The 8,322-nt window shown below is 63.8% G+C and carries 9 protein-coding genes; 7 read left to right on the top strand and 2 right to left on the bottom strand.

Annotated elements, in window-relative coordinates; genetic code table 11:
- Positions 1 to 535 precede the first annotated feature (535 nt).
- Positions 536 to 937 (top strand): DUF3054 domain-containing protein, encoded by a 402-nt coding sequence (locus tag ASF72_RS09455; RefSeq protein ID WP_056598253.1) that lies wholly within the window; start codon positions 536 to 538, stop codon positions 935 to 937.
- A gap of 118 nt (positions 938 to 1,055) precedes the next feature.
- Positions 1,056 to 1,337, top strand: a complete 282-nt coding sequence (locus tag ASF72_RS09450) for an Lrp/AsnC family transcriptional regulator (protein ID WP_050687163.1) — start codon at positions 1,056 to 1,058, stop codon at positions 1,335 to 1,337.
- A gap of 33 nt (positions 1,338 to 1,370) precedes the next feature.
- Here the strand turns inward: ASF72_RS09450 and trpD are convergent, their stop codons facing one another.
- Positions 1,371 to 2,426, bottom strand: a complete 1,056-nt coding sequence (trpD, locus tag ASF72_RS09445) for an anthranilate phosphoribosyltransferase (RefSeq protein ID WP_050687161.1) — start codon at positions 2,424 to 2,426, stop codon at positions 1,371 to 1,373.
- 112 nt (positions 2,427 to 2,538) lie between these two features.
- Between trpD and ctaE the strand changes: the two genes are divergently transcribed.
- The 4 genes from ctaE to qcrB all read left to right on the top strand — a co-directional run bounded on the left by ctaE (position 2,539) and on the right by qcrB (position 6,906).
- Complete coding sequence (gene ctaE / locus ASF72_RS09440) at positions 2,539 to 3,213, top strand: aa3-type cytochrome oxidase subunit III (RefSeq protein WP_268760275.1); 675 nt, start codon at positions 2,539 to 2,541, stop codon at positions 3,211 to 3,213.
- Positions 3,214 to 3,299: 86 nt separating this feature from the next.
- Positions 3,300 to 4,088 carry a cytochrome bc1 complex diheme cytochrome c subunit gene (gene qcrC, locus ASF72_RS09435; protein WP_050687159.1) on the top strand — a complete coding sequence of 263 codons (789 nt, stop codon included), beginning with the start codon at positions 3,300 to 3,302 and terminating at the stop codon, positions 4,086 to 4,088.
- Between the two features lie 99 nt (positions 4,089 to 4,187).
- Entirely contained in the window at positions 4,188 to 5,258 is a 1,071-nt protein-coding gene (qcrA, locus tag ASF72_RS09430; protein WP_050687157.1) for a cytochrome bc1 complex Rieske iron-sulfur subunit, read from the top strand.
- Entirely contained in the window at positions 5,236 to 6,906 is a 1,671-nt protein-coding gene (gene qcrB / locus ASF72_RS09425; protein ID WP_050687156.1) for a cytochrome bc1 complex cytochrome b subunit, read from the top strand. Before qcrA ends, qcrB begins: the two co-directional genes overlap by 23 nt.
- Before the next feature lie 139 nt (positions 6,907 to 7,045).
- Here the strand turns inward: qcrB and ASF72_RS09420 are convergent, their stop codons facing one another.
- Positions 7,046 to 7,816: a GntR family transcriptional regulator gene (locus ASF72_RS09420; protein ID WP_056598252.1), complete on the bottom strand. Its 771-nt coding sequence runs from the start codon at positions 7,814 to 7,816 to the stop codon at positions 7,046 to 7,048.
- 157 nt (positions 7,817 to 7,973) lie between these two features.
- Here ASF72_RS09420 and ASF72_RS09415 point away from each other — a divergent pair, with 157 nt between their 5' ends.
- The gene (locus ASF72_RS09415) at positions 7,974 to 8,291 is read left to right on the top strand and encodes an HPr family phosphocarrier protein (protein ID WP_050687152.1); all 318 of its coding nucleotides are present in this window, start codon (positions 7,974 to 7,976) and stop codon (positions 8,289 to 8,291) included.
- The last annotated feature ends 31 nt before the right edge of the window (positions 8,292 to 8,322 follow it).

Below are 8,322 nucleotides of genomic sequence, written 5' to 3'. Positions count from 1 at the left end.
TCTTTGAACCCGAGGTTCCGGCCCCTACCTCAGGGCCGGCCCGCCACACTTCATATCGTCTAGCCGTAGGCTCACAAAACGGCGGACGACGGCGGCACTCACCTTCTGTTCCTGGCTGTCCAGTGCTTTCAGGCCCGTAGCCCGCCGGATTGCGGAAGGATTGCCATGCCGGATTTTTTCCCAAGCGCCCCTGCTGTCGGTGCGGCGCTGGCACGCGCCTCTGAGGGCACCACCCCTTTAGCGGACGCGCTGCATCAGTCCCCCGGCAGGCCGGTTCTGCTCCGGTACCCCGTCCGGGCACAGGCCCGCTTCCGGCCAGGGAGGGCGCTGGCGTATACGGTGACCCACGTCCTGATGGAATACGGCGAAGGCGCGGACAGCAGCTACCACTGGGAGCCTGGCTGCCTGGTCAGACGAACGCCCCGGGGGCCTTGACGATCCCCGCTGTCCGCCGCGTTCCCGCCGTCCAGCATTGCCTGCAGGGCTGGTTGTGGACCGCGCGGGCACAACGGTTCCGGGCGATAGGCTCGAAGCCATGAGTTTCCTGAAAAACCGGACCCCTCAACCCACCGCCACCAGGGCCTGGGCGGCCGCCGCCCTTGTTGATGTGGTGCTGATCCTGGTTTTTGCCGCCGTCGGCCGCGATGCCCACCATCGCGGCGATGTGGTGACCGGGGTTTTGCTGACTGCATGGCCGTTCCTGCTGGGAGCCGCCGCCGGGTGGGCTGCGGCGCGGTCCTGGCGGAACCCATTCTCACCAACACGGGCAGGAGTTCCCGTCTGGCTGGGCGCCCTGGTGGGCGGAATGCTGCTGCGCGCCGTGACCGGGCAGAGCGTGGTGCTGCCCTTCATCATCGTGGCCACTCTCAGCCTTGCAGTCCTGCTGCTGGGCTACCGGCTTGTTGCGGCCTTGATCCGCCGCCGCAGACACCCGTGACCTTGGCGTTGCTGCCCGCCACGGACAGAGATCCTGCGGCGCCCTTCTGTAATAGGCTGGCAGAACTGACAAGCTGGCCGGGCAAAGCTACGGCGCAACTGATCCGGAAGGGTTCAACGTGATCACCGCATTCGTTCTGATCAAGACCGACGCCGCCCGCATTCCAGAGACGGCAGAGGAAATCTCCGCTATCGAAGGCATCAGTGAGGTCTATTCCGTCACAGGCGAGTGGGACCTCATTGCCGTGGCGCGGGTCCCCCGGCACGAGGACCTCGCAGACGTCATTGCCGACAGGCTGTCGAAGGTCCCCGCCGTGGTCCACACCACCACGCACATTGCGTTCCGCGCCTACTCCCAACATGACTTGGACGCCGCATTTTCGCTGGGGTTCGAGCAGTAATCCTCCCCACCGCAGCGGGGCCCACCTCCCGGGTCAGGACGTGGTGAGCGACACCCATTTCTCCAGAACCGCCGCCGCGGCTCCCGAATCGATGGATTCGGCGGCGCGGTGGTAAGCACCGGCCATGCGGTCAAGGAACGGCCCGTCAGCGGTCAGGTCAAACGCCACCAGCCCGGCGGCAGCATTCAGCAGCACGGCGTCACGCGCCGGCCCCGCACTTCCTGCCAGGACGTCGCGCACCACGCCGGCATTCACCTGCGCATCGCCGCCCCGGAGCTGGTCGACGGTGGCGAGCCTGATACCGAGATCCTGCGGCGAAAAGACAAGCTCGGCCACGCCGCCGTTCCGGATCTCCCAAACGGTCGACGGGCCGGTCGTGGTCAGCTCATCCAACCCGTCGTTCCCGCGGAACACCAGGCCCCTGCTGCCCCGCCGGGCAAGTACGCCGGCAACGAGCGGCGCCATCCGCGCGTTGGCAACACCAACGGCTGATGCCTGGACCTGGGCGGGATTGGTCAACGGACCAAGGAAGTTGAACGCCGTCGGGATGGCAAGTTCCCGCCGCGGGACGGCCGTGTGCCGGAATGACGGATGGAAGACCTGGGCAAAGCAGAACGTGATTCCTGCCAGTTCCGCGTTCCGCGCCACCTGCTCGATTCCCAGGTCCAGCCGCACGCCCAGTGCCTCGAGGACATCGGCGGAACCGGACGACGACGACGCCGCCCGGTTGCCGTGCTTAACCACTTTCGCGCCCGCGCCTGCAGCGACCAGGGCGGCCATCGTGGAGATGTTGACGGTGTTGAGCTGGTCTCCGCCGGTGCCCACGATGTCCAGCTTTTCGCCGGAAATTGAGATCGGGTTGGCGTGCGAAAGCATGGCGTGCACCAGGCCGGAAAGCTCCTCCACCGTTTCGCCCTTGGCGCTCAGCGCCACCAGGAAACCGGCGATCTGCGCGGGCGTCGCCGCTCCGGACATGATGGTGTCCATGGCCCAGGAAGTATTCGCGGCAGTAAGGTCCGAACCGCTGATCAGTGCCGAGATCAGCCGGGGCCACGTGTTGGCGGGGGCTGCAGTTGCCGGAGAAGTCACCCCCTGATGCTATCGACCGAGGGCCGGGACTGACCAATATGAACCCTCCCGGGAACTTTTCCGGGCAATTTCGCGTCTTTGTAGAAAAAGTCCCCCCAAAAGGCGGTTTGCGTTGGGCAGCACGGACTTTTACAGACATAATGTCTATGTGACATCTGCGACCCATGCCCCCAGTACCCCGGCGCACCCCACGCTGAACCGCCCCAATATGGTTTCCGTTGGAACCGTAGTGTGGCTTTCCAGTGAGTTGATGTTCTTCGCCGGTCTCTTCGCCATGTACTTCACACTGCGCTCCACGAGTGGTGCCATGTGGGCGGAAGAGACGGCCAAGCTCAACTTCCCCTTCGCGCTAGCAAACACGATCGTCCTTGTGGCCAGTTCCTTTACTTGCCAGATGGGCGTCTTCGCCGCCGAAAGGCTGCAGCCGCGCCGAAGCGGTGGCGCCCTCAAGTTCTCCAAGTGGGGAATGAATGAATGGTTCACCTTGACCTTCATCATGGGTGCCATCTTCGTCGGCGGCCAGTCCTTCGAGTACGCCATGCTCGTTTCCGAGCATGTATCGCTGTCCTCGAACGCCTACGGCTCCGCTTTCTACATGACCACCGGCTTCCACGGCCTGCACGTCATCGGCGGCCTCATCGCCTTCCTGCTCATCATGGGCCGGTCCTTCGCGGCGAAGAAGTTCGGCCACTTCGAGGCCACGTCCGCGATTGTCACCTCTTACTACTGGCACTTCGTGGATGTCGTCTGGATTGGCCTCTTCCTGGTCATCTACGTCCTCAAGTAGCCAGCTTTGATTCTTTTTCTACAAGAGGCAGAATTTCAGGTAGCGGCTCCCGGAGCCGGCGCAGGATCGAATAAAGGAACCACCACGTGAAGGCACTTTCGCAAAAGCGGCGTCACCCACTGGCAGCCGTAGCGCTGCTACTGATGGGGCTGCTCGTCATGGGCGGGCTCTACGCCGTCGCTACCACGGTGAACGAGGCCAAGGCCTCCACCACCTCGTACAGCGCCAACGACACCGAAGAGGGCGGCAAGCTTTTCGCCGCCAACTGCGCCACCTGCCACGGCATGGGCGCCAGCGGAACCCAGGCGGGTCCGTCGCTGGTTGGCGTCGGCGCTGCTGCTGTTGACTTCCAGGTGGGCACCGGCCGTATGCCGATGCAGATGAACGGCCCGCAGGCCATGGAAAAGCCGGCCCAGTTCAACGACGAACAGACCCACCAGCTTGCAGCCTATGTGGCTTCCCTGGGAGCCGGCCCGGCAGTTCCTGAAGAAGGCCTGTTGGACGAAGGCGGCGACGCCGCTGCAGGTGGCGAGCTCTTCCGTACCAACTGCGCCATGTGCCACAACGCGGCAGCAGCCGGTGGGGCCCTGACCCGTGGCAAGTTCGCTCCCGCCCTCGCGGACGTTTCCGGCAAGCACATCTACGAGGCCATGGTCACCGGCCCGCAGAACATGCCGGTGTTCAGCGACACGAACATCACCCCCGAAGGCAAGCGCGACGTCATCACGTTCCTGAAGCAGATCGAATCCACCGGCTCCCCGGGCGGAGCCGACCTCGGTTCGCTTGGCCCGGTTGCTGAAGGCCTGTTCGTCTGGGTCGCAGGCCTTGGTGTCATCATCGCCTTCACCATCTGGCTCACCTCCCGGACGTCCTGACGTCCACGCAGCACCACAGCACTTCTGCTGATCCGTCAGCAGCTTGAAATTGAAAACTAACCCGGCAGCCGCCGGGACGAGAGAAGGATGAGGCGAATTATGGGCAACCATAGTGACGGCAGTCCGAACCACTCGGGCACCGTAGCTACGGCTGGTCAGAATGAGGTGGAGAAGTTCCAGGATCCTGGAATTCCCCCGCACCGTTTGCGCCTGGCTGACACGGACCCGAAGGCCGCAAAGCGGGCAGAACGGCAGGTCGCCTTACTTTTTGGCCTCTCTGTTGTTGGAACCGTAATCTTCCTGGTGGCGTACTTCGCCATCGATCTGGGCGAGGATGCCGGCATTGCCACCATCCGCCTCCAGAACGCCCTCCTCGGTGTAGGCACCGCCTTCGCCATGCTGGGCATCGGTACCGGCATCGTGCACTGGGCCAAGGCCCTGATGCCCGATCACGAGGTATCCGAGGAACGCCATGCGATCCGCTACGAGGAAGACCGCGTAGCAGCTGTCCGCATTGTCGATGACATTGTCGAAGAGACCGGCATCAAACGCCGCCCCCTCATCCGCAATACGCTCCTCGGCGCCGTGGCCCTGGCACCGCTTCCCGCGATCGCCATTTTCGGTGACCTCGGACCGCGCCCGGACGAGAAGCTCGCACACACCATGTGGGCTCCCCAGGACGGGAACCTGAAGCGCCTCGCCCGCGACCCCGACGGAACGCCCATCAAGGCCTCCGACGTGACGCTGGGCTCAGCCTTCCACGTCATTCCCGAAGGCCTGAACGAACTCCACGAGGGCAAGCTGAACGAAAAGGCCAAAGCCGTCGTTCTGCTGATGCGCCTCGACCCTTCCTCGCTCAACCCGTCCGCGGGCCGCGAGGACTGGGGTTACAACGGCATCGTTGCTTACTCCAAGATCTGCACCCACGTCGGTTGCCCCGTTGCTCTCTATGAGCAGCAGACGCACCACCTGCTGTGCCCGTGCCACCAGTCCACCTTTGACCTCACGCAAGAGTGCAAAGTGATCTTTGGCCCCGCCAGCCGTCCGCTCCCCCAGCTGCCCATCGCAGTTGACGACGAGGGATACCTGGTCGCTACCAGCGACTTCAAAGAACCCGTAGGACCGAGTTACTGGGAGCGTGATATGCATGAGCGCAGCAACAACAGCTGAGCCCGCTTTCGTCGCCAAAACCAAGGCAGGCCGGGTCACCGACTTCGTCGATTCCCGTGTGGGCGGTTCCGGAATCCTCCGCGAATTCGGCCGCAAGGTCTTTCCGGACCACTGGTCGTTCATGTTTGGCGAAGTGGCCCTGTACTCGTTCGTCATCCTGCTGCTCTCCGGCACGTTTTTGACGTTCTTCTTTGATCCGTCAATGGCGGAGACCCACTACGACGGTTCGTATGTGCCCCTCAAGGGCGTCGAAATGTCCGTGGCCTACAGCTCCTCGCTGGATATCTCCTTCGACATCCGCGGCGGCCTGTTCATGCGCCAGGTCCACCACTGGGCAGCCCTGCTGTTCGTAGCCTCCATCGCCGTGCACATGCTGAGGGTCTTCTTCACCGGAGCCTTCCGCAAGCCCCGCGAAATGAACTGGGTTGTGGGCAGCGTCCTGCTCATCCTTGCCATGGCTGCCGGCTTCACCGGCTACTCACTCCCCGATGACCTGCTCTCCGGTAACGGCCTGCGCATCATCGACGGCGTGATCAAGTCAATCCCGATCGTTGGAACGTACATCTCGTTCTTCCTGTTCGGCGGCGAGTTCCCCGGCACGGCCATCATCAGCCGCCTCTACATGCTGCACATCCTGCTGGTACCGGCGCTGATCCTGCTGATGATCGTCCTGCACCTCTTTATGGTGGTTGTCCACAAGCACACCCAGTACCCCGGCCCCGGCCGCAACGACAACAATGTTGTGGGCTACCCGCTGGGCCCGGTTTACGCTGCGAAGGCCGGTGGATTCTTCTTTATCGTCTTCGGCGTGCTGGCCCTTATGGCAGGCTTCTTCACCATCAACCCGATCTGGAACTACGGTCCCTACGATCCCTCCCCCGTTTCCGCCGGTACCCAGCCTGACTGGTACATCGGATTCGTTGACGGCGCCCTGCGCCTGATGCCGGGTGTGATCAACGGATTCCACTTCGAGTACGTCATCTTCGGATTCACGCTGACGCTGAACGTCCTGCTCCCGGCCCTGGTGCCGGCAGGCATCCTGTTCACCGTAATGTTTATGTACCCGTGGATCGAACGGTGGATCACCAAGGACGACCGCGAGCACCACGTCCTTGACCGTCCCCGCAACGCCCCGACCCGTACGGCCATCGGCATGGCAGGCTTCGTCTGGTACTGCGTGATGTGGGCCGCTGCCGGTTCCGACCTCATCGCCACGCACTTCCACGTGTCCCTGAACGATGTGACGTACTGGCTGCGCACACTCTTCTTCATCGGCCCGATCATCGCGTTCATCGTGACCAAGCGTGTGGCCCTGGCGCTGCAGCGCAAGGACCGCGAGATCGCCCTGCACGGCCGCGAGACCGGACGCATTGTCCGGCTCCCGCACGGTGAGTTCATTGAGGTGCACGCACCGCTCGATGAGTACAAGCGCTACAAGCTCGTAGGATTCGAATCTCCCAAGGTACTTCCTGCGGAGCCGAACGAACACGGTGTCGTCACCGGCAAGGAGAAGCGCCGCGCGTTCCTCTCCAAGTGGTTCTTCGAAGACCGTGTTGCCCCGGCAACGCCGGCGGAACTCGAAGCAGCGCACGGTCACGGCCATGCAGCTGTTGAGGCTTCCGAGGACTCCAAGTCCCTGACGCACTAACTGCGCAGCACAAGAAAGGCCCGGTCCCTGCGGACCGGGCCTTTCTGCGTTCAATGCTCGTCCCGGAATTGATGCCACAGACCACCTACCCGTCCTGCAGCCTAACGGAGGCACCCTGCAGGGCCTCCCCCGTGCGCGGCTAGTGGTTGCGGGTCCGGCGGGCGCCGGGCCGCTGAAGCGGCACCCAGAGCTTATAGCGGTCCGCCCGGTAGTACGATACCGAATAGTCCACCATGGCCCGGGCCACAAAGGCGTGCCGCTGGATCTTCAGCAGCGGCGCCCCTACTTCAACGTTCAGCAGCCGGGCCGTTGACGGTGAGGCTGCCGTCGCTTCGATCATGTCCTCGCCCCACTCCATCACCAGGCCAAACTGTTCGTTGAGGACGTTGTAGAGCGATGTGGGCGGTTCCCCGTCCAGGAGGCCCGGAACACGGTGCGCGGGAATGAAGTTCTCGTCCACGCTCATGGGCTCACCGTCCGCGAGGAGAAGCCGGCGGAACCGGACCAGCGGCGTTCCCTCCTCCAGCTGGAGTTCTCGTGCCAGGAAGGCGCTGGCGGCGATCTGTTCAAAGCTGAGGACCTTGGCGGCGGGAACCATGCCACGCCGCTGCATCTCTTCGCTGTAGGACGTCAGCTTGACCTGAAGGTCCATCTTGGGCCGGCGGACGAAGGTGCCCAGCCCCACCACCCGCTCAATGACTTCTTCACCCACGAGGGCGTCGATGGCCTGCCGCACCGTCATGCGGGCCAGCCCGAACCGCTCTGCCAAGTCCCGTTCGGAGGGCAGGGCCGACCCTGGCTTGCAGTACCCGGTGATGTGGGCGCGCAGGATCTCGCGCAGCTGCACGTAGATGGCCGTGCCGCTGGTGCGGTCGATGGTTCCGGTGATGGCTGTGGCGCCAGCGGCCATGGTGGCCTCCCTGTTATCTGTCCTGCCACCATTTTAGGTCAGGTCTAGACCAGTCAGGTGCGCAAGGTCCGGGTTTAGCTGCCGGCTGGCACGGCCGATATATTGATCTGGACAGCACGATGCGACGGTGGGGGCCGTCATCACGAAGGAGTCCCCTTTGCCAGTACACAAGGCAGTGATCACAGCAGCCGTAGGCCTGCATGCCCGGCCCGCGGCCGTGTTTGTCCGCGCCGTGATGGAAACGGGCCTGCCGGTCACCATCAGTAAACGCGGGACCGAAGCGGTGGACGCCCGCTCCCTCCTCCAGGTGATGGCAGCCGACTTTGAACAAGGCTGTGAAGTGGAGCTCGGCATCAGCGATAACGCCCTGGCGGGGGCGGCCGCGCTGCAGGCGGCGGAGGAAACTCTGCGTGGCCTTGCCGCCCTGATCGCTTCACAGGATGCCGCCGCGAAGGCTCCCGTGCAGGCCTCCTGACCGCGGCAGGCAGGCTGGCGCGGGTTGCTCC

It is taken from the genome of Arthrobacter sp. Leaf141, assembly GCF_001424565.1.
Taxonomy (GTDB): domain Bacteria; phylum Actinomycetota; class Actinomycetes; order Actinomycetales; family Micrococcaceae; genus Arthrobacter.
Note: the sequence above shows the minus strand (reverse complement) of the source record. Positions and strands in the feature narration are given on the sequence as shown.